Annotated in this window: 22 protein-coding genes and 2 pseudogenes; 12 read left to right on the top strand and 12 right to left on the bottom strand. The window is 70.5% G+C overall.

Annotated features, from left to right (window positions below; all coding sequences use genetic code 11):
* Positions 1-96: 96 nt before the first annotated feature.
* Positions 97-2,244 (bottom strand): M3 family metallopeptidase, encoded by a 2,148-nt coding sequence (locus PSEJ35_RS0112560; protein ID WP_028918104.1) that lies wholly within the window; start codon positions 2,242-2,244, stop codon positions 97-99.
* Positions 2,245-2,563: 319 nt separating this feature from the next.
* On the bottom strand, positions 2,564-3,610 hold the full coding sequence (locus PSEJ35_RS0112555) for an AI-2E family transporter (protein ID WP_028918103.1): 1,047 nt from the start codon (positions 3,608-3,610) through the stop codon (positions 2,564-2,566).
* Positions 3,611-3,856: 246 nt separating this feature from the next.
* Here PSEJ35_RS0112555 and PSEJ35_RS0112550 point away from each other — a divergent pair, with 246 nt between their 5' ends.
* On the top strand, positions 3,857-4,075 hold the full coding sequence (locus tag PSEJ35_RS0112550; RefSeq protein WP_028918102.1) for a hypothetical protein: 219 nt from the start codon (positions 3,857-3,859) through the stop codon (positions 4,073-4,075).
* 112 nt (positions 4,076-4,187) lie between these two features.
* Here the strand turns inward: PSEJ35_RS0112550 and arsN2 are convergent, their stop codons facing one another.
* From arsN2 to PSEJ35_RS0112520, 6 genes are all read right to left on the bottom strand, one after another.
* Positions 4,188-4,619: an arsenic resistance N-acetyltransferase ArsN2 gene (gene arsN2 / locus PSEJ35_RS0112545; RefSeq protein ID WP_051412673.1), complete on the bottom strand. Its 432-nt coding sequence runs from the start codon at positions 4,617-4,619 to the stop codon at positions 4,188-4,190.
* On the bottom strand, positions 4,616-5,662 hold the full coding sequence (gene arsB / locus PSEJ35_RS0112540; protein WP_024868333.1) for an ACR3 family arsenite efflux transporter: 1,047 nt from the start codon (positions 5,660-5,662) through the stop codon (positions 4,616-4,618). Before arsB ends, arsN2 begins: the two co-directional genes overlap by 4 nt.
* A gap of 13 nt (positions 5,663-5,675) precedes the next feature.
* Positions 5,676-6,200 (bottom strand): arsenate reductase ArsC, encoded by a 525-nt coding sequence (locus PSEJ35_RS0112535; RefSeq protein ID WP_028918100.1) that lies wholly within the window; start codon positions 6,198-6,200, stop codon positions 5,676-5,678.
* A gap of 8 nt (positions 6,201-6,208) precedes the next feature.
* A complete protein-coding gene (locus PSEJ35_RS0112530) occupies positions 6,209-6,685 on the bottom strand; it encodes an ArsI/CadI family heavy metal resistance metalloenzyme (protein WP_028918099.1) in 477 nt (158 codons plus the stop codon).
* Entirely contained in the window at positions 6,682-7,029 is a 348-nt protein-coding gene (locus PSEJ35_RS0112525) for a metalloregulator ArsR/SmtB family transcription factor (protein WP_028918098.1), read from the bottom strand. Before PSEJ35_RS0112525 ends, PSEJ35_RS0112530 begins: the two co-directional genes overlap by 4 nt.
* A 212-nt stretch (positions 7,030-7,241) precedes the next feature.
* Entirely contained in the window at positions 7,242-9,122 is a 1,881-nt protein-coding gene (locus tag PSEJ35_RS0112520) for a DUF885 domain-containing protein (RefSeq protein ID WP_028918097.1), read from the bottom strand.
* A 149-nt stretch (positions 9,123-9,271) separates the two neighbouring features.
* On the opposite strand from PSEJ35_RS0112520, the gene folE reads away from it, so the two are divergent.
* The 6 genes and pseudogenes from folE (at position 9,272) to PSEJ35_RS0112485 (ending at position 15,093) form a co-directional block, all read left to right on the top strand.
* On the top strand, positions 9,272-9,865 hold the full coding sequence (gene folE / locus PSEJ35_RS0112515; RefSeq protein WP_024868328.1) for a GTP cyclohydrolase I FolE: 594 nt from the start codon (positions 9,272-9,274) through the stop codon (positions 9,863-9,865).
* 7 nt (positions 9,866-9,872) lie between these two features.
* A complete protein-coding gene (locus PSEJ35_RS16200; RefSeq protein WP_051412672.1) occupies positions 9,873-10,295 on the top strand; it encodes a YchJ family metal-binding protein in 423 nt (140 codons plus the stop codon).
* Positions 10,296-10,359: 64 nt separating this feature from the next.
* Positions 10,360-11,647: pseudogene (gene egtB, locus PSEJ35_RS16195) on the top strand (ergothioneine biosynthesis protein EgtB).
* Positions 11,644-12,628 (top strand): annotated as a pseudogene (egtD, locus tag PSEJ35_RS16190) (L-histidine N(alpha)-methyltransferase). The pseudogenes egtB and egtD overlap by 4 nt, the downstream one beginning before the upstream one ends.
* 54 nt (positions 12,629-12,682) lie before the next feature.
* Complete coding sequence (locus PSEJ35_RS0112490) at positions 12,683-13,765, top strand: D-hexose-6-phosphate mutarotase (RefSeq protein ID WP_084635546.1); 1,083 nt, start codon at positions 12,683-12,685, stop codon at positions 13,763-13,765.
* 95 nt (positions 13,766-13,860) lie between these two features.
* Complete coding sequence (locus PSEJ35_RS0112485) at positions 13,861-15,093, top strand: tetracycline resistance MFS efflux pump (protein ID WP_028918093.1); 1,233 nt, start codon at positions 13,861-13,863, stop codon at positions 15,091-15,093.
* 162 nt (positions 15,094-15,255) lie between these two features.
* Here PSEJ35_RS0112485 and PSEJ35_RS0112480 read toward each other — a convergent pair whose 3' ends face one another.
* Positions 15,256-15,726, bottom strand: a complete 471-nt coding sequence (locus tag PSEJ35_RS0112480) for a PepSY domain-containing protein (RefSeq protein WP_028918092.1) — start codon at positions 15,724-15,726, stop codon at positions 15,256-15,258.
* A gap of 142 nt (positions 15,727-15,868) precedes the next feature.
* Between PSEJ35_RS0112480 and PSEJ35_RS0112475 the strand changes: the two genes are divergently transcribed.
* Positions 15,869-16,516: a biliverdin-producing heme oxygenase gene (locus PSEJ35_RS0112475; RefSeq protein WP_028918091.1), complete on the top strand. Its 648-nt coding sequence runs from the start codon at positions 15,869-15,871 to the stop codon at positions 16,514-16,516.
* Entirely contained in the window at positions 16,513-18,408 is a 1,896-nt protein-coding gene (gene bphP, locus PSEJ35_RS0112470; RefSeq protein WP_028918090.1) for a bacteriophytochrome BphP, read from the top strand. The genes PSEJ35_RS0112475 and bphP overlap by 4 nt, the downstream gene beginning before the upstream one ends.
* 248 nt (positions 18,409-18,656) lie before the next feature.
* Here bphP and PSEJ35_RS0112465 read toward each other — a convergent pair whose 3' ends face one another.
* Both PSEJ35_RS0112465 and PSEJ35_RS0112460 read right to left on the bottom strand, forming a co-directional pair.
* A complete protein-coding gene (locus PSEJ35_RS0112465) occupies positions 18,657-19,415 on the bottom strand; it encodes an NRDE family protein (RefSeq protein ID WP_028918089.1) in 759 nt (252 codons plus the stop codon).
* 10 nt (positions 19,416-19,425) lie between these two features.
* Positions 19,426-20,307, bottom strand: coding sequence for a hypothetical protein (locus tag PSEJ35_RS0112460; RefSeq protein WP_028918088.1), 882 nt, complete (start codon positions 20,305-20,307; stop codon positions 19,426-19,428).
* A gap of 137 nt (positions 20,308-20,444) precedes the next feature.
* On the opposite strand from PSEJ35_RS0112460, the gene adhP reads away from it, so the two are divergent.
* Positions 20,445-21,470 carry an alcohol dehydrogenase AdhP gene (gene adhP / locus PSEJ35_RS0112455; RefSeq protein ID WP_028918087.1) on the top strand — a complete coding sequence of 342 codons (1,026 nt, stop codon included), beginning with the start codon at positions 20,445-20,447 and terminating at the stop codon, positions 21,468-21,470.
* A gap of 17 nt (positions 21,471-21,487) precedes the next feature.
* On the opposite strand, the gene PSEJ35_RS0112450 is transcribed toward adhP, so the two are convergent.
* Positions 21,488-22,678, bottom strand: coding sequence for a benzoate/H(+) symporter BenE family transporter (locus PSEJ35_RS0112450; RefSeq protein WP_028918086.1), 1,191 nt, complete (start codon positions 22,676-22,678; stop codon positions 21,488-21,490).
* 379 nt (positions 22,679-23,057) lie between these two features.
* On the opposite strand from PSEJ35_RS0112450, the gene PSEJ35_RS0112445 reads away from it, so the two are divergent.
* Positions 23,058-24,422 carry a hypothetical protein gene (locus tag PSEJ35_RS0112445; protein WP_156924811.1) on the top strand — a complete coding sequence of 455 codons (1,365 nt, stop codon included), beginning with the start codon at positions 23,058-23,060 and terminating at the stop codon, positions 24,420-24,422.
* 251 nt (positions 24,423-24,673) lie between these two features.
* Positions 24,674-24,952 carry a hypothetical protein gene (locus PSEJ35_RS17295; RefSeq protein ID WP_156924810.1) on the top strand — a complete coding sequence of 93 codons (279 nt, stop codon included), beginning with the start codon at positions 24,674-24,676 and terminating at the stop codon, positions 24,950-24,952.
* Positions 24,953-24,977: the final 25 nt, after the last annotated feature.

Here is a 24,977-nt window from a genome sequence, read left to right as displayed (position 1 = left end):
GGATTGTTTTACGTTACGCGCGTAACTCGCCTCAGGAGTCAGAAGAAGGCCCGCTCGCGCGGGCCTTCCGGTGACGCGTCGTTGCCGCCGCGCGGCTCACTTCAGCCCGCGGAACTCCAGCAGCGGTTCCACGCCCGGGTCCTTGCCGCGGAACTCGCGGTAGGCCTGGGCCAGGTCGCGGGAGTGGCCGACGGAAAGGATCTTCTCGCGGAAGATCCGGCCGTTCTCGCGGGTCAGGCCGCCGTTCTGCTCGAACCAGTCGAAGGCGTCGTGGTCCAGCACCTCGGCGCCGAAGTAGGCGTAGTAGCCGGCCGCGTAGCCGCCGCCCCAGACGTGGTTGAAGTAGTTGCTGCGGTAGCGCGGCGGCACCGCCGCGAGGTCGATGTTGTACTTCGCCAGTGCCTGCTTCTCGAACGCGTCGATGTCCGGCACCTCGGTGCCGGCCGGCAGCATGTGCCAGGCCAGGTCCAGCAGCGAGGCGGCCAGGTACTCGGTGGTGGCGTAGCCCTGGTTGAAGGTGCGCGCGCGGTTGACCTTCTCCGCCAGCGCCTGCGGCATCGGCTCGCCGGTCAGGTAGTGCTTGGCGTAGTTGGCGAACACCTTCGGGTACAGCGCCCAGCGCTCGTTGAACTGCGAGGGGAACTCGACGAAGTCGCGCGGCACGTTGGTGCCGGAGATGCTCGGGTAGGTGGTCTTGGAGAACAGGCCGTGCAGGGCGTGGCCGAACTCGTGGAACAGGGTGGTGACCTCGTCGTAGCTCAGCAGCGCCGGCTGCCCGGGCGCGGGCCTGGTGTAGTTCTCGACGTTGTAGATCACCGGGAGGGTGCCGGCCAGGCCGTCCTGCTCGACGAAGTTGCCCATCCACGCGCCGCCGCGCTTGCTCGGGCGCTTGAACGGATCGAGGTAGAACAACGCCAGCTGGCTGCCATCGGCGTCGAACACGTCGAACACGCGCACGTCGGGATGGTACACCGGCAGGTCGTGGCGCTCGCTCACGGTGATGCCGTACAGCTCGTGCGCGGCGAAGAACACGCCATCCTTCAGCACGCGGTCCAGCTCGAAGTACTGGCGCACCTCGGCCTGGTCCAGGTCGTACTCGGCCTTGCGCACCTGCTCGGCGTAGAAGTCCCAGTCCGCCGCGCCGGCGCTGAAGCCGCCACCCTGCGCGTCGACCACCGCCTGGATCTTCGCCAGCTCGGCGCGCGCGCGGGCGGTGGCCGCCGGGACGGTGTCGTTGAGCAGCTTCAGCGCCACTTCCGGCCGGCCGGCCATCTGGTTGGCGATGGCGTACGCGGCGTAGTTGTCGAAGCCCAGCAGTTGCGCCTTGCGTGCGCGCAGCTGGACCAGGCGCTGGATGGTGGCGCGGGTGTCGTTGGCGTCGCCGCGGGCGGCGCGGTTCATCGACGCGGCCAGGAGTTCCTCGCGCAGGCTGCGGTCCTTCAGCGCGGCCATCGCCGGCTGCAGGGTGGTGTTCTGCAGCTCCAGCAGCCAGCCCTCCTTGCCCGCGGCCCGCGCCGCTTCGGCGGCCGCGGCGATCGTGCCTTCGTCCAGGCCGTCCAGGCGCGCGCGGTCGGTCACCAGCACGGCGCCAGCGTTGGTGGCGGCCAGCAGCCTGGCGCCGAAGGCGGTGGTCAGCGAGGATTCCTCGGCGTTGAGCTGGCGCAGCTCGGCCTTGTCGGCTTCCGACAGCAGCGCGCCGGCGCGGACGAACTGGTTGTAGCGGTGCTCGACCAGGGTCTTCTGTTCCTCGGTCAGGCCCAGCGAGTCGCGCTGTTCGTGGATCGCTTTGACCCGGGCGAACAGCGCCGGATCCAGGAAGATGGCGTCGTTATGGCCGGCCAGCTTCGGCGCCAGCGCTTCCTCGGCCGCCTGCAGGACCGGGTTGGTGTGTGCCGAGGTCATCGCCTCGAACGCCAGCGAGGCGCGGGTGAGCAGCGCGCCGGCGCGTTCCATCGCCTCGATGGTGTTGGCGAAGGTCGGCGACTCCGGGTTGTCGGCGATGGCGCGGATCTCTGCCAGGTGCTGGCGCATGCCTTCCTCGATCGCCGGCTGGTAGTCGGTGTCGCGGATGCGCTCGAACGGCGGCGCCTGGAAGGGCAGGGTGCTGGCGCTCAGCAGCGGGTTCGCGGCTTGCGCGGGGAGGGCGGCGGTGGAATCGGGCATGGCGGTATCGATGGCCGGGCGCTCGCCGCAGGCGGTGAGGGCCAGGGCGATCGCCGAGGAAAGCAGCAGCTTGCGCAGCATCGGGGACTCCGGGAAAGGGTAAGACCAGCGGCGTCGCGCCGCACCTCCGGCAGGATCGCCGCCGCCTTGCCGTTCAGGCAGTGCCGGAGAGCCCGCGCTGGCGCCAAACCCGGTCAAGTGCGACGGCCCGGGCCGGGTACGCCCCGGCTCGCGGCCGGCAAGGCGTCCGCGCCAGGATCGGCGGCGAGGGACGGGGGCAATCCATCACTCTGGGGGAGTAAGGGAACGCGGAAACTGTTCATGGCCAGCCTGGCGCTGGCGATCCGCGGCGCGGCGGGGACCGCGGCCGCCTGCGCGGGGAACGGCCGCCGCGCGCCGCTTACACCTCGCCCTTCTTCGACAGCAGCACCGCGATCGGCCGGCTGCCGGAGAACTCGGCCAGCACCATCACGATGCTGGCGGTGAGCGGCACGGCGAGGAACGCGCCAGGCAGCCCCCACAGCGCGGTCCACACGGTGAGGCTGACCAGGATCACGAACGGGCTGAGGTTGAGCGAGCTGCCCATCAGGTAGGGGTCCAGCAGGGCGCCGTTGAGGAACTGCAGCAGCGACAGCCCGCCGGCGAGCAGCAGCGCGGTGCGGAAGTCGCCGAACTGGAGCAGGGCGAACAGCGCCGGCAGGGCCACGCCGAGCACCGAGCCGACGTATGGCACGTAGTTGAGCAGGCCGATCAGCAGCGCCCAGAACGGGGCCAGTTCCATGCCCAACGCCGCCATGACGACCCAGCTGGCCACGCCGAGCAGCACGCCCAGGAGGGTCTTCAGCGCCAGGTAGCTGCCGATGCGGCGGTTGATGTCGGCGATGACGCGGCGGATCCGCGCGGCGCGTTGCGGATCCGCGGCGAGGCGGTCGATCTTCGCGTCGAAGTGGCGGCGTTCGATCATCAGGAAGGCCACGTACAGCGCCACCACCACCATCGTGCCGAGCAGCGAGGCGGCCCAGCCCAGGGTCGAGCCGGCCAGGCGCTGCAGGTCCACCTGCGCCAGCACGCCACGGCGGATGCCGTCCCAGCTCGGTTCCGATTCGATGCCCAGCAGGGCCGCGCCCTGCTGTACCAGCGCCACCAGCTGCGCCTGGTAGTGCGGCATGCGCGCAAGCAGCCGGTCGACGCTGTCCATCGCCACGCCGCCCAGCAGCACCAGCGCCCCGGCCATCACCAGCATCGCCAGCGCGTAGCGCAGCCATTCGGGCAGGCGCGGGCCGAGCACCGGCATCTGCCCGAGCAGGCGCGCGCTACCGAGCACCACGTACAGGGCCATCACCCCGAACGCGACCGGCACCAGGATGTCGCGGGCCACGTACAGCACCCAGCCCACCAGCACCGCGAACACGGTGCCATGCACGATGGCGCGGAATCTCTCGTTCATGCCGGTGCGTCCTGTTGGAGCGCGGGCCGGGTGGCCGGAGGCGCGGCCGCACGGGGCAGCCGCGGCCATTGTGTGGCATGCGCCTGGTAGCCGCATCCGGCGTCGCAGCGCGGCGGTTCCGTCGACGCCGGCCGGGTTTCGTCGGCGTATTCCCGGATGCGTCGGACGCGGTCTTGCGGCCCCGGCGGCGGCCGCGCAACCTGCATCCGTGGGCCAATGGTGGCCCGGGTGTGAGGAGACCGCACGATGAAAGTCCTGATCGCGCTGCTTGCCTGGTGCGTGCTGTTCGTACTGTGCTGGCCGCTCGCCCTGCTGGCGCTGGTCCTGTGGCCGCTGGCGTGGCTGCTGTCGCTGCCGTTCCGGCTGGTCGGGATCACCTTCTCGGCGCTGTTCGCCTTCCTGCGCGCCCTGCTGATGCTGCCGGCCCGCCTGCTGGGCGGCGCCGCCGCCAGGGCGGTGGCGTAGTCCCGACCACGCCGGCCCCTCGTCGACCCTCCCTCAAACCCCTCTCCCTGTGGGAGAGGGGCTCCCGAGGCCGGCAACCGGTCGGCCATGGGGACCGGGGCCATGAGGCGCGTTACAGCGCCTTGCCCATGAAGTGCGAGGAGGCCGGACACAGCCCGGAGAACTGCGCGGTGCGGGCGATGCCCGCTGGCGCTTCGCTGCGGGCCAGCTCGCGGTAGCCGCGCGCGGCGAAGAAGCCGTGCGCATCGGTGGTCAGCAGGTAGACGGCGGCGTGGCCACGGGCTCGCGCGTGCTGTTCGGCCGCTTCGACCAGCGCACCGCCGAGTCCTTCGCCGCGCCGCTGCCTGGCTACTGCCAGCGAGCGCAGCAGCAGCGCGTCGCCGCAGTCCTCCAGGGCCACGCAGCCGGACAATGCCTGGCCATCGTGCGCGCCGAGGAAGTCGACGCGCGCACCCTGGCCGAGGTCGGCGGTGGGCAGGCCGCTGTCGCGCAGCAGCGTGGCCACGGCCTCGGCGAACGCGATCGGGGCGATGCGAAGGTTCATGGCGCCGTCTCCATGGGCCGGGCGCCGCGAAGGTACCAGCCGCGGCTGCGGTTGACGATCGCCACCACCGACAGCATCACCGGTACCTCGATCAGCACGCCGACCACGGTCGCCAGCGCCGCGCCGGAGTGGATGCCGAACAGGCCCACCGCGGTGGCCACGGCCAGTTCGAAGAAGTTGCTGGCGCCGATCAGCGCGGACGGCCCGGCGACCTCGTGGGCCACGCCCAGCCGGCGGTTGAGCAGGTAGGCGAGGCCGGCGTTGAAGTAGACCTGCAGCAGGATCGGCACGGCGAGGATGGCGATGACCAGCGGCTGGGCGATGATCTGTCGTCCCTGGAAGCCGAACAGCAGCACCAGCGTGGCCAGCAGCGCGGCCAGCGACAGCGGCGACAGCCGCGCCAGCACCGCCTCCAGCCGGGCCATGCCGCCGCGGGCGAGCAGCCAGCGCCGCAGCGCGAAGGCCACCGCGGTCGGCACCACGATGTACAGCGCCACCGACAGGGCCAGGGTGTCCCAGGGCACGCTGATCGACGACAGCCCCAACAGCAGCGCGACCAGCGGCGCGAAGGCCACCACCATCACCGCGTCGTTGAGCGCGACCTGGCTGAGGGTGAAGTTGGCGTTGCCGCGGCACAGGTGGCTCCACACGAACACCATCGCCGTGCACGGCGCGGCCGCCAGCAGGATCAGCCCGGCCATGTAGGAATCGACCTGGTCGCCGGGCAGCCAGCCGGCGAACACATGGCGCAGGAACAAGCCCCCCAGCAGCGCCATCGAGAACGGCTTCACCGCCCAGTTCACGAACACGGTGACGCCGATGCCGCGCCAGTGCCGGCCCACCTCGCGCATCGCGCCCAAGTCGACCTTCATCAGCATCGGCACGATCATCAGCCAGACCAGCACCGCCACCGGCAGGTTGATCTTCGCCATCTCCATCGCGCCGAGCGCGGCGAACGCGGCCGGGAACAGGTGCCCCAGCGCGGTGCCGGCGACGATGCACAGCGCCACCCAGGCGCTGAGCCAGTGCTCGAACAGGCCCATGCGCGGCGCCGGCTCAGCCATCGACGGCCTCCCGGTCTCCGGCTTCGACCAGGGCGATCCGCTGCAGGGCCTGCTCCAGTGCGGCGCGGTCGTCCCAGGTTGCCGCCGGCAGCGCCAGCAGGGCCAGCAGGCGCGCCTTGATGGTGCCGTGGGCGCGGGCGACGGCCGCGCGCCTGGCCGCGTCGTCGCCCTCCGCCGCGGCCGGATCGGGCAGGCCCCAGTGGACGCGGAGGAAGTCGCCGAACACCACCGGGCAGGCTTCGGCCGCGGCCGCGTCGCAGACGGTGATCACCAGGTCCATTGGCGCCGCGTCCGCCGCGGCGAACTCATCCCAGGACTTGCTGCGCAGGCCCGCGGTGGCGATGCCTTCGGCGGCCAGCTGCTGCAGCGCGAACGGATTGACCCGTCCGGTGGGCTGGCTGCCGGCGCTGGCGACCTCGAAGCGGTCGCCGGCCCAGGCGCGCAACGTGGCCTCGGCGAGGATGCTGCGCGCCGAGTTGCCGGTGCACAGGAACAGGATGCGGCGACATGGCTCCATGGCGCGGCTCAGCAGCAGCCGGACTTCGGCGAGCAGCAGCCGGTGGCGGCGGCCGGTGCGCTCGCCGGGGCCGGCGCGCATGCCGCGTCGGTGGCGCAGGCCGCGCCGAGGGCGTGGTAGGTGGTCGCCTCGCCGAGGGTGTGGAAGGTCTCCCAGCGCGTGCCCTGCGGGTCCTCGGTCCAGTACTTGTCCGAGTGCGCGTAGCAGCAGATCGCGTCGGCTTCGGGTGTGACCGCGCCGCCGGCGGCGTCCAGGCGCCGTCCGAGGTCGGCGAGGCCGGCGGCATCGTCGACCTGGATGCCCAGGTGGTCGATGCCCGGCGCGCGGCCGGTACTGGAGATGGCGAAGTTGACCTGCGGGTCCTCCAGCATCCATTTGGCGTAATCGTGCCTGACCACGCTGGGCGGAGTGGCGAAGAGCCCGGTGTAGAAGCGGATGCTGGCGTCGAGGTCGTTGACGTTGAGGTGCACGTGGAAGCGGTTCATGGCGATGCCTTCTTCTTCCTGGGAGCGGGGGCGCAGGTGCGCGCGGGGCCGCAGTCGGCGAGGCCGCCGCAGCAGTTGTCGGTGAGGTAGCCGATCAGGCTGTCCATCTGCGCGTAGTGGGCGCGAACCCGGATCACCCGGCCTTCGCGCTGGTCGGTCACCAGCGCGGCGGCGCGCAGCACGTTCAGGTGCGCGGTCAGCGTTGCCGCGGGGATGTCCAGCCGTTCGCGCAGCTCGCCGACCGGCAGCCCGTCGGGGCCGGCCTGGACGAGGATGCGGAACGCGGCCAGGCGGGACTCGTGGCCGAGGGCGGAGAGGACCTTGAGCGCGGTTTCGGTTTCCATATTTCCAGAATAATCGAAATATAATTATCGTCAAGGCCCTTCGTCTTTCCCCTCTCCCAACCTCGCTTCGTGTCCCGGCTCGCGTCCCATGGACGCGGGCGTCCGGCGGCATCCGCGCCAGTGGTGCGCGAGCAATGCACGCCGGGGGGTAGGGGCCAGAAGAAAAGGGCCAGGCTTGCACCGGGCCCTTCGTGTTGCGTGGCGGTCGCGGCTCAGGCCGCCTTCTTCTCCGCGATCCAGGCGTCGACGCGGCGCTCGAGCAGGTCCAGCGGCATCGCGCCGCCGCCGAGCACGGCGTCGTGGAAGCCGCGGATGTCGAACTTTTCGCCCAGTTCGCCCTCGGCCTTCCTGCGCAGCTGCTGGATCTTGATCATGCCGATCTTGTACGCGGTGGCCTGGCCCGGGTTGACCAGGTAGCGCTGCACCTCGGACTTGATCGCCGCATCCGGCACCGAGCTGTTGGCACGGAAGTAGTCGATCGCCTGCTGCTCGGTCCAGCCCTTGGCGTGCAGGCCGGTGTCCACCACCAGGCGGATCGCGCGCCACATCTCCGACATCAGGCGGCCGTACTCGGAATAGTCGTCCTGGTAGGTGCCCGGCATCTCCTTGGCCAGCCATTCGGCGTACAGGCCCCAGCCCTCCGCATAGGCGGTGGTGTTGTACTGGGTGCGGAACTGCGGGATGCCAGTCAGCTCCTGGGCGATGGAGATCTGCATGTGGTGGCCCGGCAGGCCCTCGTGGTACGCGATGACCTCCAGCTCGGTCTTCGGCATCGCGTTCATGTCCGACAGGTGCGCGTAATAGATGCCCGGGCGCGAGCCGTCCGGCGTGCCGGGGTAGTAGTGCTGCGCGGCGCCGTCCTGCTCGCGGAAGGCCTCCACGCGCTTGACCACCAGGTCCGCCTTCGGCAGCAGGCCGAAGTAGTCGGGCAGCTGCTTCTTGATGTTGTCGATGTGGGCGGTGGCCGCGTCGATGTAGGCCTGGCGGCCGGCGTCGGTGTTCGGGAACACGCGGTCCGGGTCGTTGAGGACGTGCTTGAAGAAGGCCTGCAGGTCGCCTTCGACGCCCATCTTCTTCTGCAGCGCTTCCAGTTCCCCGCGCAGGCGCGCCACCTCGGACAGGCCGAGCTGGTGGATCTCCTCGGCCGTCATCGCGGTGGTGGTGTTCTGCTTGAGCTGGTACTCGTAGTACTTCATGCCGTCCGGATGGGTCGTGCCCACGCCGGTGGCGTTCTCCAGCGACTTCGGCAGCTCCTCCTCGGCGAAGGCGATCACCTTCGCGTAGGCCGGCGCCACACTCTCCAGCAGCGCCTTGCGCGCCAGCTCCTTCAGCTCGGCCGCGCGCTCGGCGCTGACCTTGCCGTCCCTGGCCAGCGCGTCGGCCTTGGCCTGGGCGTCGGTCCACAGCGCGCTGGGCTTCCCGCCGTCGAACGGCGCGCCGCTGACCACCTTCTTCGACTGGTCGATCACGCCTTCCCAGGCGAACTTCGGCGGGCGGATGTCCTGCGCCGAGGAGGCGCGGGTGCGCTCCAGCAGCTGGTCGAACAGCACCGGCACCTTCTGCAGGCGCGAGACGTAAGCCAGGTAATCCTTCTCGTCGTCGACCTTGTGGAAGTTGATCAGGAAGGTCGGCACCAGGTTCTGGATGCCGCTCATCTGGTCGAACGGATAGGCGTGGAGCATGAACGGCACGCCTTCGCGCGCGCTCTCGTACTGGTGCTTCCACAGGTCCCAGGACAGCTTCGTTTCCGGGTCCAGCTTGTTGTAGTCGAAGGTCGACTCCATTTCCCTGACCGACGCTTCCAGCCAGGCCAGCTGCTTGCGGATGCCGGCCTCGGACATGTCGTCGATCTGGTCGTTGAGTTCCTTGCGGCCGAGGAAGGTCAGCTGGATCGGGCTGAACTGCAGCTGCTCCTCGTACTTGGTATCGAACCAGGCGTTGAGCCGACCGGACTCTGCCTTGATCTCCTCGGCGCTGGGCGCGGCGGTGGCGGCGGTGGGCTGGGATTCGCCGCCCTGCTGCGAGCAGGCGGGCACGAGCAGGGCGAACGACAGGGCGAGGGCGAGCGGGGTCAGGACGGAGGCGTGGCGCACGGCATGTTTCCCGGAGGGTGGACAGCCGATTCTGCCCCCGAGCGGTTGCCGGCGCACCCTGAAAATGGTCATGGTCGGCGCGGCATCGGGCGGCTCGCGGTGCCGGTCGGGTACCATGTGCTGCCCAGTCCGCCGCCCGCGAGGCCGCGATGAGCACCAAGCCCGACAGCCCCGTCACCCAGGATCAGGCCGAGGAGGCCGTGCGCACCCTGCTGCGCTGGGCCGGCGAGGATCCGCAGCGCGAGGGCCTGCTGGACACCCCGCGCCGCGTGGCCGAAGCCTACGGCGACTGGTTCAGCGGCTACCGCGAGGACCCGCGCGAGTACCTGGCGCGCACCTTCGAGGAAGTGGCCGGCTACGACGAGATGATCGTGCTGCGCGACATCGAGTACGAAAGCCACTGCGAGCACCACATGGCGCCGATCATCGGCCGCGTGCACGTGGGCTACCTGCCCGACGGCAAGGTGGTGGGGATCAGCAAGCTGGCGCGGGTGGTCGAGGCCTACGCACGCCGCTTCCAGGTGCAGGAGAAGATGACCGCGCAGATCGCCCAGTGCATCCAGGACGTGCTGCACCCGCTGGGCGTGGGCGTGGTGGTGGAAGGCGTGCACGAGTGCATGACCACCCGCGGCATCCACAAGCGCGGGGTGAGCATGGTCACCTCGAAGATGCTCGGCAGCTTCCGCGAGGACGCGCGCACCCGCGCCGAGTTCCTCCGCTTCATCGAAACCGGTCGCCGCTGAGCCGCCGGTGGCCGGGACGCGTGGATCGGACCAGGCCGCTGGCGGCCCATGCCCCTGCGGCAGCGGCCAGGCCTACGCGGCCTGCTGCGGCCGCTGGCATGCGGGCACGCCCGCGCCGGACGCCGGCGCGCTGATGCGTTCGCGCTACAGCGCCTACGTGCTGAAGCTGCGCGACTACCTGCTCCAGACCTGGCACCCCGACACCCGACCGGCGCCGGCCGAGCTGGACCTGGACGACGCCGGCGGCCCGCGCACCGCCTGGCTGGGCCTGCAGGTGAAATCCGAGCGCAGCACCGGCGCCGATACCGCCGAGGTCGAGTTCGTCGCCCGCTTCCGCGTCGGTGGCGGCCGCGCCCAGCGGCTGGTCGAACGCAGCCGTTTCGAGCGCATCGACGGGCGCTGGTACTACCGGGACGGCGACCTTAGCTGAACCCGGCCCAGCCCTTCGCGTCCGCATGACGCGGCGCTCATGGGGTGCCCGCCAGCGTGCCGGCATGGAACTGGCCGTCACCGACAACCCCTGTGGCATCGCCGCCGCCGGCGCCGCGGCCCGCTACCTCGCCGTGCGTGCGACCAGCGTGGCCTTGGCCTCGCCGCTGTCGCCGGAGGACGCCATGCTGCAGAGCATGGAGGATGCCAGCCCGGCGAAATGGCACCTCGGCCACATCACCTGGTTCTTCGAGCACTTCGTCCTCGCCGCCGCCGGCATGGCCCCGCTGCGGCCGGACTGGCACTACCTGTTCAACAGTTACTACGACAGCGCCGGCCCGCGGCAGCCGCGTCCACACCGTGGACTGCTGTCGCGGCCCTCGCTGGAGGAGCTGCTGGGCTGGCGCGAGGCGGTGGACGAACGCGTGCTGCGCGCGCTGTGGGCAGGCGACCTGGACGGCACGGCGCGGCGCCGGCTGGAGCTGGGCCTGAACCACGAGCAGCAGCACCAGGAGCTGCTGCTGACCGACATCAAGCACGCGCTGTGGAGCCAGCCGCTGCGCCCCGCGTATCGCCAGGACCTGCCCGATCCGGCACGGCGGGCCGCTGCCGCCGCGGAACTGCACTGGCATGCGGTGGCCGAACAGGTCGCCTGCATCGGCGCGCCGGCCTGGCCGCAGGCGGAAGCCTTCGCCTACGACAATGAATCGCCGCCGCACCGCGTGCTGCTGCCGGCGCACGCGCTGGCCTCGCGTCCGGTGACCAATGCCGAGTACCGCCAGTTCGTCGAGGACGGCGGCTACCGCGACCCGCGGCTGTGGCTCAGCGACGGCTGGGCGCGGGTGCAGGCCGAAGGCTGGCGGCGGCCGCTGTACTGGGAAGAGGACCTGGAGCGCGCGTTCACCCTGGGCGGCATGCGCGCTGCCGGCGCATGCGCCGGTGTGCCACCTCAGCTACTACGAAGCCGACGCGTTCGCGCGCTGGGCCGGGGTGCGTCTGCCGACCGAGGCCGAATGGGAACGCGCGGCATCGGCGCAGCCGCCGCAGGGCCACTTCGCCGACGACGGCGTGCTCGAACAGTGCCCGGCGGGATCGCCGGTGGAGGGGCTGGCGCAGGTGTTCGGCGACACCTGGGAATGGACCTCCAGCGCCTACCTCGCCTATCCCGGCTTCCGCCCGTGGCAGGACGACACCGGCGAGTACAACGCCAAGTTCATGAGCGGGCAGTTCGTGCTGCGCGGCGGCAGCTGCGCCACGCCGTGCCTCCACGTGCGTGCCAGCTACCGCAACTTCTTCCCGCCGCACGCGCGCTGGCAGTACGCGGGGCTGCGCCTGGCGATGGACCTGCCATGAGCCCGCTGCTGGCGTCCTGGGACGAGGCCGGCTACGGCGTGCCGCCCGCCGAAGGCTCGATGTTGGAGGACGTGCTGGCCGGCCTGTCCGCGTCGCCGCGGCGGCTGCCGACCAAGTACCTGTACGACGCGCGCGGCTCGGCGCTGTTCGAGTCCATCACCCGGCAGCCGGAGTACTACCTCACCCGCACCGAGCTGGCGCTGCTGGACGCGCACCTGCCGGCGATCGCCGACGCGGTGGGGCCCGACGTGCACGTGGTGGAGTACGGCAGCGGCAGCGGCCGCAAGACCGAGCGGCTGCTGGCCGCGCTGCATGCGCCGCTGGCCTACACGCCGGTGGAGATCTCGCAGGCGGCACTGGATGCCTGCGTGGCGCGCCTGCGGCCACGCTTCCCCGCGGCTGGCGATGCTGCCGCTGCGCGCCGACTTCAGCCGGCCGCTGCAGTTGCCGCGTCCGCCACGTCCGCCGGCGCGGACCCTGGTGTTCTTCCCCGGTTCGACCCTCGGCAACTTCACCGACGACGACGCGGTGGCGCTGCTGGCGGCGATGGCCGCCACCATCGGCGACCACGGCTGCGCCCTGGTCGGCATCGACCTGATCAAGGACGCGGCGGTGATCGAGGCGGCGTACAACGACGCCGCCGGCGTCACCGCCGCCTTCACCCTCAACCTGCTGGCGCGGCTCAACCGCGAGCTGGGCGCGGACTTCGACCTGTCGGGCTTCGCCCACCGGGCGCGCTACGTGGCCGCGCGCGAGCGGGTGGAGACTTCGCTGGTGAGCCTGCGCGAGCAGCGCGTGCACCTGGCCGGGCAGGTGTTCGGGTTCGCCCGGGACGAGGCGATCCACGTCGAATACAGCCACAAGTACCGCGACGAACGCTTCGCCGCGCTGGCCCGGCGCGCCGGGCTGGAGGTCGCCGGCGGGTGGGGCGGCAGCGCCGAAGGTTTCCGGTTGCGCCTGCTGCGGCGGCCGGCGCGCTGATCGGGCCCCGGTCGGCGGCGCTATCATGCGGACCTTTCCGCGTCCGCATCCTGCATGAGCCCGATGTCCCGTTTCGTTCCGCTGCTGTGCTGCCTGCTGCTGGCCGGTGGCTGTGGCGTGGAGCGCACGGCGCGCGTGCCGGATGCGGCGGCCGCCGTGCCCTCCACCTCTGCCGAATCGGGTCCCGCCGTGTCCACGCCTACCGTCTTCCGCCTGCCGTCCGACTTCGCTGCCTGGCAGCAGTCTCCCGTCGTCGCGCCGGACGCGGCGGTGCTGGCCGTGCCGGGCGTGTCGATCGGCCGCTTCCAGGGCCTGGATGCGGTGCTGGTGGAGACGCCGCTGGCCACCGCGGCGGTGTCGCTGGTCGGCGGCCAGCTGCTGTCGTGGGTGCCGGCCGGGCAGGAGGACGTGTTCTGGCTGTCGCCGCTGCGCGCGGAACTGCCCACCCCGATCCGTGGTGGCGCGCCGGTGTGCTGGCCGTACTTCAGCCGCCATGGCCAGGGCAACGACGTGCCGTCGCACGGCTTCGTCCGCACCTTGCCGTGGACGCTGGTCTCGGCCGCGCGCGAGGACGACGGCACGGTATTGCTGGAGCTGGCCCCACCGGCGCTGCAGGGCCTGGCGCTGGGCCTGCGCATGCAGCTGCGCATCGGCCGCCAGCTGGAACAGCGCCTGGTCACCACCAACAACGGCAGCGAACCGGTGCGCTACACCGAGGCGCTGCACAACTACTTCCACGTCGCCGACGTGGACGCGGTGCGCATCGAGGGCCTGGCCGGGCGCACCTTCCTCGACAAGAACGACGGCGGCAACGCGCACGTGCAGCAGGGCGAATGGACCCTGCACGACCCGCGCGATCCCGGCCGCAGCGACCGCCTGTTCGCCGACGCTGGCGGCCGCTACAGCCTGGTCGATCCGAAGCTGGGCCGGCGCATCGACGTGAGCGTCGAGGGCGGGCGCACTGCGGTGGTGTGGAATCCGGGCGAGGCGGCCGCGGCGCGGATGGCCGACGTCGGCCCGCACTGGCGCGGCTTCGTCTGCCTGGAAGCGGCCAACGCCGGCCCCGACCTGGTCGAGCTCGCGCCGGGGCAGACCCATGTGCTGGTGCAGCGCATCGCGGTGGCGCCGCTGGACTGAGCGGCGTGCGGAGCTAAACTGCGCCGTTTCCAGTGGTGACGGCGGCAGGCCACCTGCGGCGGGCGCCACCACTTCCCCCGACCCGAGACGCGACCGTGGATCCATCGCCGCAGCGGCCCGGCGCGCGACGCGCGGCGCTGGCCTTCATCTTCGTGACCGTGCTGATCGACGTCCTCGCGTTCGGCGTGATCATCCCGGTGCTGCCGCACCTGGTGGAGGAATTCACCGGCGGCGACGTGGCCAGCGCGGCGCGCTGGGTCGGCCTGTTCGGCATGGTCTTCGCGGCGGTGCAGTTCGTGTGCACGCCGGTGCAGGGCGCGCTGTCGGACCGATTCGGGCGCCGGCCGGTGATCCTGCTGTCCTGCCTGGGCCTGGGCCTGGACTTCATCTTCATGGCGTTGGCGACGTCCCTGTCGATGCTGTTCATCGGCCGGGTCATCTCCGGCATCGCCTCGGCCAGCTTCACCACCGCCAACGCCTACATCGCCGACGTCACCGAACCGGAGAAGCGCGCGCGCAGCTTCGGCATGATCGGCGCGGCGTTCGGGCTGGGCTTCGTCGTCGGCCCGCTGGTCGGCGGGTGGCTGGGCGGGATCGACCTGCGCCTGCCGTTCTGGTTCGCCGCCGGCCTGGCCCTGCTCAACTTCCTGTACGGCTGGTTCGTGCTGCCCGAATCGCTGCCGCCGGAGCGGCGCGCGCGCCGTTTCGACGTGGCCCACGCCAACCCCTTCGGTGCGCTGGTGCTGCTGCGCAGCTACCCGCAGGTGTTCGGCCTGGCCGCGGTGGTGTTCCTGGCGCAGCTGGCGCATTACGTGTACCCGAGCATCTTCGTGCTGTTCGCCGACTACCGCTACCAGTGGGGACCGCGCGAGGTCAGCTGGGTGCTGGCAGCGGTGGGCGTGATGAGCATCGTGGTCAACGCCGTCCTGGTCGGACGCTCGGTGAAGGCGCTGGGCGAGCGGCGCACGCTGCTGCTGGGCCTGGGCTGCGGCGTCACCGGCTTCGTGATCTACGGGCTGGCCGACAGCGGCTGGCTGTTCCTGGTCGGTCTGCCGGTGAGTGCGCTGTGGGGCCTGGCCGCGCCGGCGACGCAGGCGCTGATCACCCGCCAGGTCGGTCCGCAGGTGCAGGGCCGCATCCAGGGCGCGCTGATGAGCCTGACCAGCCTGGCAGGCATCCTCGGCCCGCTGCTGTTCGCCAACGTGTTCGCGCTGTTCGTCGGCAGCAGCGCGCCGGCGGAGATCCCCGGCGCACCATGGTTCGTCGCAGCCATCGCCCTGGCCTGCGCCTGGGCGGTGGGCTGGCGCTACGCGCGCGTGCCGGCCTGACCGCAGGCTCCCGTGGAGTCGGGCTTGCCCGACTCCCACGCCTGATGTCCCGGCTGGCGGGGAAAGCAGCGGGGCAGGCCCCGCTCTACAAGAACGGCCAGACGAGAACGTCGGAGAACCGCCGACCCCTCTCCCGGAAGGAGATGGGCGTTGCAACCTCGGTCAATCGTTCTCGACCGCCAGCACCTTGCCGTCCTTCGGGTCGACGCGCAGCTTCACGTCCTTGCCGTTGTCGCGCTCGGCCTCGGCCTCCCAGACGCCGTCGTCGAACTCCACGTCGTGGACCTTGGAGTAGCCGGCCGCGGTCAGCCTGGCCTTGATGTCGTCGGCGGTCATGGTCGAGACGATGTCCTCGGCATGGATGCGGCCGTTGGCGTCCACGCGCACGTCGACGCGGTTGCCGTCGGCGCTGGTGGCGTCGGTCTCCCACATGCCCTCCTCGAACTCCGGATCGTCGATGCGGGTGAAGCCATTGCGGGTGAGCAGTTCGCGCACCTGCACGGCGGTCAGTCCGGTCTGCGTGCCGGCCCCGGCCGCAGGTTCGGCGGCCGGCTTCGCCGGCTCGGCGGCGGCTGCCGGCAGCGCCAGCGCCAGGGCGAGCAGCGGGGAGAAGGTAAGGGCGGTACGTTTCATCGCAGGCTCCTGCGGCGGGTGTGGCAGGCACCGTGCCGTAGCCCGGCTCAGCGGCAGGTGAATCGCACGAACTGGCGGCGGGAAGGGTTCAGTACGGTGAACCCGCCATGATCTACACGGCCTGTTTGCTAGGCTCGGGCCCATGGAGGGATCCAATCCGATTCACACCGCCCCCGGCGTCCCGGCCACCGGGTCTTCCCGCACCGACGCCGCGTGGCGCGCGCTGCAGGCCGCCACCGCGGCGCTGCACGCGCAGGTCGAGGCGACGCCGTTGATGGCGGCATTGATGTCGCCGGCGGTGGACCGGGGCCTCTGCGTGGAGGTGCTACAGCGGCTGCTGCGCATCCATGCCGGTTGGGAAGAGGCCAATGCCACGCGACTGCAGGCGCTGTCGTGGCCATGGCGACCGCGTGCACACGGCCTGCGCCACGACCTGATGGCGCTGGGCGTGCGCCCGGCCACGCAGACCCTGGCCGCGCCGCGCGCGGACTGCGATGCCGACGCCTGGGGCATGCTCTACGTGGTCGAAGGTTCGGCCCTTGGCGGCCGCCTGATCGCGCGCCACCTGCGCGCGCATGTGCCGCGGCTCGCGGAGGCGATCCAGCATTTCGAAGCAGCTGAAGCGGGCCCCGGCTGGCCCGCGTTCCGCGCCGCGCTCGAGCAGGCCCTGCCCGACGAAGCCAGTCGCGCGCGCGCCGCCAGCGCGGCGCGGGCGATGTTCAGCCATTTCCACGGGCAATTTGTCCGTCCCATCGCCGCGCATGGCGACGCAGGAACCGTAACCGCATGAGTGTTGCCGCACCCGCTGCTCCCGACCTCGACGCCTGCGCGCGCGAGCCCATCCACATCCCCGGCTCGATCCAGCCGCACGGCATCCTGCTGGCGATCGACCCGGACAGCGGCCGCGTGCTGCAGGCCAGCGCCAACGCCGCCGCCGAGCTGCTCGGCGGGCAGGGCCAGGTCCAGGGGCAGGCGTGGGACGCGCTGCTGCAGGTCGATCCGGCGCAGGCGGCCGCGCTGCGGCCGGTGCAGGTGCCGGTGCACCTGGGCCACGCGCCGTGCACGGTGGTACGCACCGGGCTGTCGCGCTGGAAGGCGGCCTGGCACCTGTACCCGGACCGCTGGCTGCTGGAGCTGGAACCGGCACAGGGTGCGCAGATCATGGCGCTGGGCGATGCGCTGCGCGCGCAGCGCGAGATCGATCGCGCCCCCGGCATCGCCGAGGCCGCGCGCCACGCCGCCGCCGAGATCCGCGCGCTGGCCGGCTACGACCGGGTGATGGTGTACCGCTTCGACGAGGAATGGCATGGCGACGTGATCGCCGAGGTGCGCCGGCCCGGGCTGGAGAGCTACCTCGGCCTGCATTACCCCGCCAGCGACATCCCCGCGCAGGCGCGCGCGCTGTACCTGCGCACGCGCATCCGCCAGATCGTCGACGTCGGCTACACCCCGGTGCCGGTGGAACCGGCGATGGATCCCCGCGACGGCCAGCCGGTGGACCTCAGCGACTGCGGCCTGCGCAGCGTCTCGCCGGTGCATTGCGAATACCTGTCGAACATGGGCGTGGCCGCCACCCTGGTCACCTCGCTGGTGGTCAACGACCGCCTGTGGGGCCTGGTCGCCTGCCATCACTACCAGCCGCGCTTCGTCGACCACGACGTGCGCGACGCCTGCGAGGCGGTCAGCCAGGCGCTGGCCGCGCGCATCGGCAGTCTCGAGGCGATCGCCCGCAGCGACGTTGAACAGTCGCTGCTGACCGTGCGCGAGAAGCTGATCACCGCCTTCTCCGAAGCCGACGGCTTCACCCCGGAGCTGCTGACCGACATGGCCGGCGACCTGCTCGACGTGGTCGATGCCGACGGCGTGGCGGTCTTCCACGGCGAGCAGCTCAGCCGCCTCGGCCGCACCCCCGACGAAGCCGGCCTGCGCCGCATCCGCGCCGCGCTGGAGGACAACGTGCAGGTCCACCGCGAGACCGACCACTCCGGCATCCTGCACCTGTCCGCGATCGGGGCCGCGTTCCCGGAGCTGGCCGACCTGGCGTCGGACGCCGCCGGCCTGATCTACGTGCCGCTGCAGCCCAAGGCGCGCAGCGCGCTGCTGTGGACCCGCCACGAGCAGGTGCGTACGGTGAATTGGGCGGGCAATCCTTCGCTGGCCAAGCTGGAGGACATCCCCGGCCGGCTGTCGCCGCGCAAGAGCTTCGAGCTGTGGCAGGACACCGTGCGCGGGCGTTCGCGCAGCTGGTCGCCGCTGCACCTGGACTCGGCGCGCAGCCTGCGCGTGCTGATCGAACTGATGGAGCGCAAGCGCGACCGCCAGGACCTGCTGCTGCTGGAAGCGACGCTGGCGCGCCTGCGCCACGGCGTGGCCATCATCGAGTGCCGCGGCGAGCCGGTGCGCAGCCGGCTGGTGTTCGTGAACCCGGCCTTCGTGCGCGCCGGCGGCGCCACCGCGACCGCGGCGCTGGGCATGGAACTGCGCGACCTCGACCCGGCCCTGGCCGCGGCGATCGACGAAGCCGGCCTGGAAGCGCGCCTGTCCCAGGGCGAAGCCCTGCGCCTGCAACTGCCCCTGCGCGACGAACGCGGCCAGCTGCGCACCTGGCTGTTCGAACTCGAACCGCTACCGGAAGCCGGCGCGCACTGGCTGCTCCAGCTGCGCGAGCCCGGCGAAAGCTGACCTGCGCGCGCCGAAGCCCGGCAGGAACGCTGAAGTCCCTGTCGCGGCCAAGGCAACAGCCCCTTTCCCTGCGGGAGAGGGGCTGGGGAGAGGCTCGGCCGCCCTTCGAGGCTCGTCGGATTGCGGCCCTCGCCCCTGGCAACCACTCCGCGCCCCGGCCCTCGCGCAGGCGCGAACCCGCCCAGGGCACCGTGGCCCAATGATCCACAAGCAGTCCCCTTCGCCCCGGAGGGAGAGGGGAGGTCCTCTCAGAGATCCACGCGCGTTTCGCCCAGTGGCACGCCCATCGGCCCCCAGCGGCGTTCGATGATCGCGCCGCCGCCGGCGCGGTCGAGCAGGACCACGGTGCTGGCGCGGGTGCCGTAATCCTCGCCGCGGATGAAGGCGGACGACAGCCAGCGTTCGCGTTCCAGGCCGATGCCGGTGTCTGGCAGCGTGTCGTCCGGATACGTGCGATCGTCGGCCAGTGCTTCGAACAGGGCGGCCGGATCGCCGTCGCGGTCCTCGCGCAGCCAGGCCTGCAGCCGCGCGCCCAGCGCCATGGCCTTGGGCCAGCGCGAGTCCAGCGCGGCGTTGGACAGCACGTGCACGCCGGGCGTGACCGCTTCGGATCGCGGGCCGGGCAGGTTGCTGGTCCACACGCAGTGCGCGCGGTCGGCCAGCAGCAGGTTGAACGGACGGTACCCGCCTGCCCGCGCCAGCAGCGCCAGCGAGGCGCCGGCCGCATCCTCGCCGCCGCGCAGCCAGTCGCTGGCCAGCAGGCCGCGCGAAAGGCCGTCCTGCGGCGCGCGCAGGTCGCGGACGTTGGTCACCAGCGCGCAGCGACCCGCATCGTCCACGCCCAGCCAGGTGCCGCCGGCCTCCAGGTCGCGCCCGGCGACGATGCCCGGTGCATCGTCCCAGCGCGCCAGCGCCGCGCTGGGACGCGCATGGAACTCGTCGCGGTTGCCGGCCAGCACGAAGCGCCAGCGCGGATGCGCGTCCCAGGCGAAGGCGACCACGCACATGGGGCGTCGCTCAGAGCGGCCGCAGCTGCGCGCGACGGCACACCGCCGCCACCCAGTGCGAGGCCACCGCCGGCGAAGTGATGCACACCGCCTCGTCGGTCACCGTGGTCACCGCGCGTTCCAGCAGCTGGATGTCGGCCTCGTGCTGGCGCGCCACGTGCGGGTCTTCGAAGAACACCGCGCGCTGGCAACGCCGTTCCAGCACCAGGTCGGCGATCTGCGCGTCGCCGCCCATCGGGCCGCTGAGGAAGCGGTGCACCCACGGCGTGTCCTGCGGCCAGCCCCGGCTCCAGGCCAGTTCGTTGAGGCGCTGGCCGGTGGTGCCGGTGCCCACGCGCCGCGCGAAGCGCGAGAGCACGTCGAAGTGCTCGGCGGCGAAGGCCAGCATCTGCGGCTTCATCGCATCGTGCGCGATCAGGGCCAGGGTCTGCGCTTCCAGCGCATGGAAACGGTCGGCGGCCGGGTCCGGCGCCAGCCCGGCGTGGATGCGCTCGTTCTCGACCCAGTCGCGCGCGCTGGCCACGGTGGAGATGAAGGGCTTGCCGTGGATCACGCACTGGCGCTTGAGCGCCACCGCCTCGGGGAAGATCGAGGACGGATCGACCGGGTCGATCAGGTAGATCGCGCCGTCCAGGGTGCGCCCGTCGCTGCCCATGCCGACGATCTCGGCGACCAGCTTCATCAGCCCGCCCTCGCGGCCATAGGGGTAGCGGCGCAGGCCGGCGTAGCCGTGCAGCATCCCGGCCGCGGCGATCGCGTCATGGGTGCGGCCGACCGCATGGATCTCCAGCCCCAGCTCGCGGATGCCCGGCTCGCTGGCGCGCAGCCAGCGGAACAGCGCGGCATCCTCGGTGGCGTGGTGCAGGCGGTTGGCGGCAAGGCCCAGGCGCATCGGTGCATGGCTCCGGAATCGGTCCGGAGGCAGTCTACCCGGCCGCATCCGCCAGGTGCGGACGTTTGACCGTGGTCTGGTGCGCGCCGCCGCTTCGGCGTAACGTGGTGGCAGCTCCCCTGGCTGGAGGACAGGCGATGGACAGGACCATGAAGGCCGCGGTGGTGCATGCGTTCGGGCAGCCGCTGCGAATCGAGGAGGTGCCGGTACCGCGTCCCGGGCCCGGCGAGCTGCTGGTGAAGATCGAAGCTTGCGGCGTCTGCCATACCGACCTGCACGCCGCCGGCGGCGAATGGCCGGTGAAGCCGCAGCCGCCCTTCATCCCCGGCCACGAAGGGGTGGGTTACGTGGCCGCGGTCGGGGCCGGCGTCAGCCATGTGCGCGAGGGCGACCGCGTCGGCGTTCCCTGGCTGTATTCGGCCTGCGGCCACTGCGAGCACTGCCTCGGCGGCTGGGAAACCCTGTGCGAGCAGCAGCAGAACACGGGCTATTCGGTCAACGGCGGCTTCGCCGGGTACGTCCTGGCCGACGCCGCCTACGTCGGCCACCTGCCGGCGAACGTGGACTTCGTCGGGATCGCGCCAGTGCTGTGCGCCGGGGTCACCGTGTACAAGGGATTGAAGATGACCGATACCAAGCCCGGTGACTGGGTCGTGGTCTCGGGCATTGGCGGACTGGGCCACATGGCGGTGCAGTACGCGCGGGCGATGGGCCTGAACGTGGCCGCGGTCGACGTCGACGACGCCAAGCTCGGTCTCGCGCTCCGGCTCGGCGCCACGCTCGCGGTGAACGCGCGCAGGGCCGAGCCGGTGGAGGTGATCAGACGCGAGATCGGCGGCGCGCATGGCGTCCTGGTGACCGCGGTGTCGCCGAAGGCCTTCGAGCAGGCGCAGGGCATGGTCCGCCGCGGCGGCACGGTGTCGCTGGTGGGCCTGCCGCCGGGCAGTTTCCCCCTGGACATCTTCGGCATGGTCCTCAACGGCATCACCGTGCGCGGTTCGATCGTCGGCACCCGCCTGGACCTGCAGGAATCGCTGCAGTTCGCCGCCGACGGCAAGGTCGCCGCCACCGTGTCCACCGACCGGCTGGAGAACATCAACGACGTCTTCGACCGGATGCGCGACGGGCGCATCGAGGGCCGCGTGGTGCTCGACTTCGCCTGACGCCTCGCGCGCCGCGGTTATGCGGCGCGCGGCGGACGCAGCACCAGGCGCACGATCACCCCGGCCACCAGGCCCCAGAACGCCGCGCCCACGCCCAGCAGCGACAGGCCCGAGGCGGTGACCAGGAAGGTGACCAGCGCGGCGTCGCGTTCGTGCGCGTCGTGCAGCGCCGTGGCCAGGCTGCTGCCGAGGGTGCCGATCAGGGCGATGCCGGCGATCGCCAGCACCAGCGCCTGCGGGAAGGCGGCGAACAGCCCGGCGACGGTCGCGCCGAACAGCCCGACCAGCAGGTAGAAGATGCCGGCCCACACCGCGGCCATGTAGCGCCTGGCCGGATCGGCGTGCGCCTCCGGGCCCATGCAGATCGCCGCGGTGATCGCGGCCAGGTTCAGGGCGAAGCCGCCGAACGGGGCGAGCACGAGGTTGGCCGCGCCGGTCCAGCCGATCGCCGGCGACACCGGGATCGGGTAGCCGGAGGCGCGGATCACCGCCACGCCCGGCACGTTCTGCGAAGCCATGGTCACCACGAACAGCGGCAGGGCCACGCCCAGCACCGCGGCAACGCTCATGCGCGGCGTGGTCCATTCGGGACGCGCCAGTTCCAGACGCAGCTGCCCCAGGTCCAGCTGCGAGGTGACGCCGGCGACCGCGGTGCCGACCAGCAGGGTGAAGATCACCGCGTAGCGCGGCCAGAAACGGCGCGCGGCCAGCCAGGTGCCCAGCATCGCCAGCACCAGCAGCGGCTGCGCCTGGATCGCGGCGAAGGCGTCGATGCCGAAGCGCAGCAGCACGCCGGCGAGCATGCCGGAGGCCAACGACAGTGGAATGCGTCCGAGCATGCGTTCGAACACGCCGGAGAAGCCGGCGATGGCGATCAGCAGCGCCGACAGCAGGAAGCCGGCCACCGCTTCTTCCATCGGCACGCCGGCGGCGCTGGTCACCAGCACCGCCGCGCCGGGCGTGGACCAGGCGGTGACCACCGGCATCTTCCAGCGCAGCGACAGGCCGATGCAGGTCGCGCCCATGCCCAGGCCCAGCGCCCACATCCACGAAGCGGTCTGCGCCGGCGTGGCCCCTAGCGCCTGCGCGGCCTGGAACACGATCGCCGCGGAGCTGGCGAAGCCCACCAGCACGGTGACGAAACCGGCGGCAATGGCGGATACGGACTGGTCGCGCCACAGGCGCGCTGGAAGGGATTCGGCCGGCATGCGGGGATTGTGGGGCAAGGGCGGCGGGCTTGTGGCGGGAAGGATGCAACAGTCCTTCCGACCGCGGGGCGGGGGCTACGAATGCGGATTGCGTCCCAACCTTTTCACCGGCCCACTAGACCGTCGTCCCGGCGCAAGCCGGTACCCCCGTGACCTTGTCCCTTCAGGCTCACCGGTCTGCGTTCGCTTCAAGAGGCAAAAGGCAACGCATCCCGTCAGCCGTGGCGGGATTTAGCGACGCACTTCTGCTACAAGGCTTACACGGGGGAAATGAATGTAGGGAATTGCCGACTACCAAGAATCACCGGGTATGCCTATGCCAAGGCAGAAAGGGCGTGGTCGAGGCGTGGCCAAACAGGGATGACAGGAGAGAGTCGTGGTGAACAGGCGCGAAAAGAAGGATGGCCGCATTGATGCCGACACCAAGCTGGATCGGTGGGTCGGAAGACGTCCGATTATGACGTTCTTGGTAATGGCGCTGTTGGCGGGGGCCATCTTCGTCGCAATGTACGGGGTGGCGGCTTCGTATCTGTCCGGTGGGGACCGGATCAACGATGGTCTCACGAACTACGTCGGTTACTTGGTGACCACGGTAGTTTCGCTCGCAGGTGCCCTTGTATCGATCATGTTGGCGCGGCTTGCGCTGAAGCTTGGAAGGGAGGCCAAAGACGCGGCCGAGCGCGGCAACGAAATCCAGGACCAGATGCGCAAGTTCGATGACCCCAAGCTTGCGGAGACCCGCGAGGGCCATAAGGTGGCGGCTGCCCTGGATCTGCTGGGAACCCTTTTGTGTGTATATGCATCGGAGGCCTTCGCTGCCCCCTCGAGCTCGCGCCCCATAGAAGCCATCGCCAATACCTACAAGCGGGGAAACGACTTGGTTTCCGATCCGGCGTTCTACAGGTATTGCACGCAGCTTCTAGGGCCGGCGACGACTGCAGACAGGCTTACGGCGCTGCAGTCCAAGCTCTATGAAGCTGCAAAGGCGCTAAGGCAAGGTGTCGATGCTGATCGCGACGGCGTGGTCACCGCAAGCTATGCGGAACAGATGGCAATCGAGATAGCCAAGCTCGCCAGGACCGTTGAGAGCGCCAAGCAGCAGGTACTTGCCGACCCTTTCCACCCCTTGTACCAATTGGCGATCGATCTGGACTGGAAGAATCCTGAGAACAGCATCTCCGGATGCGAGTCCACGGCGCGTTCCAAGTTCAATGCAGCGACTGCTGGTGCGGTTGAGGTCAGTTCCCTGGCGGAAACATTCGGGAAGTCTCCGAAAGTACTGATGTTCGTGCTGGAAATCGGACTCGAAGAGCTGCTGGAAGATCTGAGGTCCATGAATGGCGTCATGGTGCACGACAGCCTGCGTGACTTCGCCCTTGCCTGCGCCGGCCACGCTGATATCGAAGACGCAAATACCCACGTGGTTGTTGCCCGTTGGACGTCTTCCCTGCTGGACACGCCCTCGCGTATTGAATCGGAGTTGAGACCGAGGCCGGATGTGGATGCGCTGGTTCCAAGTGCGCCTATTGAATCGATGGGTTTGTGGAACAAGGCAATACATCTGTCAAAGAATCCGCTGCTCGACAAGGCGCTCACCGAGGCAATCAAGGACGAGAAGTTCATCCGGTCGCTGAACATCGAGGGAGTTTCGGAATACCTCGAGCTCCATCAGGGGATTGATCTTTCCACCGCCGACGAGCAGGAGCTGGATCGGGAGTGGCACCTCGCCTGCAAGACTGCATAGCGTCTTCACTACATCCACGCCGCGATCCAATGGCTGAAAGAGCGCCACAAGGGCAGGAACTGCGTAACGGTGCCGGACTATGATCCTTATGGCCCGCTAACGGATCCTGCGATGGAAAGGGTAATTATCATCAGGCCCTACTTCGCCAGCATATCCATGCACCTTCCGGGCTCGAGAGATGAAAGGCAGGACCAGTGGTTCGAAGACCATGTGGGAAGCTATGAGAAGGTCCGTTGGGTTGGGAGTGCGTGATGGCGTTCAATCCGAACCGCAAGCCGTGGATGGACAGGGTCCTCCGCGCAGGGATGATTGCAATTGAGCGGGGCGACACCGTGATTGGCTTGGAGGACTGGCAGTGTGCGGCCGAGGAATCGCGCCGCAAGCTTTCGAGCGATGCCGGAAGACTGAAAGATGTCTCGGTTAGCGATGATGTCGTGCGCGCAGTGGCGGACATCATGTCCAGGCCATCGCCGCCTCAAAGAGGCTTTGAACGCACGCGGGCCGTGCGGCCGTCCAGCAAGTCCGACTGAGTAACCGGGTAGGTTGGTCACCCTG

It is taken from the genome of Pseudoxanthomonas sp. J35 (genome assembly GCF_000513995.1).
Taxonomy (GTDB): Bacteria; Pseudomonadota; Gammaproteobacteria; order Xanthomonadales; family Xanthomonadaceae; genus Pseudoxanthomonas.
This window is presented reverse-complemented; position numbering and strand designations above follow the sequence as displayed.